Source organism: Adhaeribacter aerolatus (genome assembly GCF_007991635.1).
Classification (GTDB): domain Bacteria; phylum Bacteroidota; class Bacteroidia; order Cytophagales; family Hymenobacteraceae; genus Adhaeribacter; species Adhaeribacter aerolatus.
The window spans coordinates 1-1241 of record NZ_BJYS01000082.1; the positions used below are offsets into that span (position 1 = coordinate 1).

At 46.3% G+C, this 1241-nt stretch carries 1 protein-coding gene; it reads right to left on the reverse strand.

Features of this window, described 5'->3' with window-relative positions; genetic code table 11:
• The coding region (locus AAE02nite_RS26065; RefSeq protein ID WP_146905850.1) for an IS110 family RNA-guided transposase at positions 1-1002 on the reverse strand (1002 nt) is incomplete at its 3' end.
• Between the last annotated feature and the right edge of the window lie 239 nt (positions 1003-1241).

The following is a 1241-nucleotide window of genomic DNA, read 5'->3' on the forward strand; positions in this document are numbered from 1 at the left end:
AAGCGGTACGGGGTAAATTTTTTCATATTTTCTATTTTTTTGTACCACGGCAAACATGCGGTGAACGAGTTTATTTCGAATGGCATTCAATACACTCATTTTATGTTTACCCTGCTCTACTTTTCTGTGGTAATAATCTTGCAGTTCCCCCTTGATACGAATAACGGTTAGAGCTGCCAGGTGCAACAAGCGTTTAAGTTTTTTATCGGCTTTGGGTGATACTTTGGTTTTGCCCCTAACACTGGAACCGGACTGATAAGCAAAAGGTGCCACGCCAGCGTGACAGGCAAAAGCTTTCGCCTGCTGGAAGTCCTGGAACTCATTGGTGGCAATGATGACCTGGGTAGCGGTCACCGGACCAATCCCCTGCACACTGGTGAGTAAATCAAAATAATGCTGCAACTGCTCATCCTGGCTGATTAAGGCCTGCATATGGGCTTCGGTTTGGGCAATGTCCTTTTCTAAAGCCTTCAAACTGGCCTGGCTGCTTTGCTCCAGTTGACGTATCAGGCTTTTTTCCAGCAACTGCTCTTGTTCCTGTAAAGGTACTTGCAGTTGCTTTTTAGCTTCTACCAAGCGGTTACGTAAAGCGGCCAGGGCTCTGAGTTGCTGCACTTGCGGGCGGGGTGGCTGCCAGGCTTTGATTCTTTCCTGGTTTTTATAAGCATACAGGGCAATACGGCCAGCATCTACTTTATCGGTTTTGCCCCGTTGCAGTCCGCCGCCCGCTTTGATGTGCAGCGCTGATTCCAGCCAGATGTGGGCCTGCTGCTTACTCAAATAAGCCAGTAAGGTATTTTGGTAAAGCCCCGTATGTTCCACGCAAAACAAAGCCTGGCGGAGCGGAACCTTGCCTTGGGCTTGCAAACTCTTTAAAGCTTGCTTAATGCCAACGACCGTATTCTCCACCTGTAGGTGGCAGCGCACTTGACCCGCTGTTACGAAAGCAAAATCCAACCATTTTTTAGAAACATCTACCCCAATAAAGTAATCAAATAACATATCTTTGCTTTTAGAGTGAAACTCAGTTAAGCATGGAAGGCGGCTTAAACCCTTGCTAATAGGTCTGGATAACCTGAATTTCTATTTGAGCCTGATGCTTCCAGAAATTGCCGGCGGATTAAATCTGAATATAGTCCTGCAAGACTAGGAGGAAGATAAGGCGCCGCCGGCAAGCTTAACTTGGTAGACAAGTTTAATCCTTTTTCTTTTTATCTGCTATTCCCCTTATTTTTGTCCTA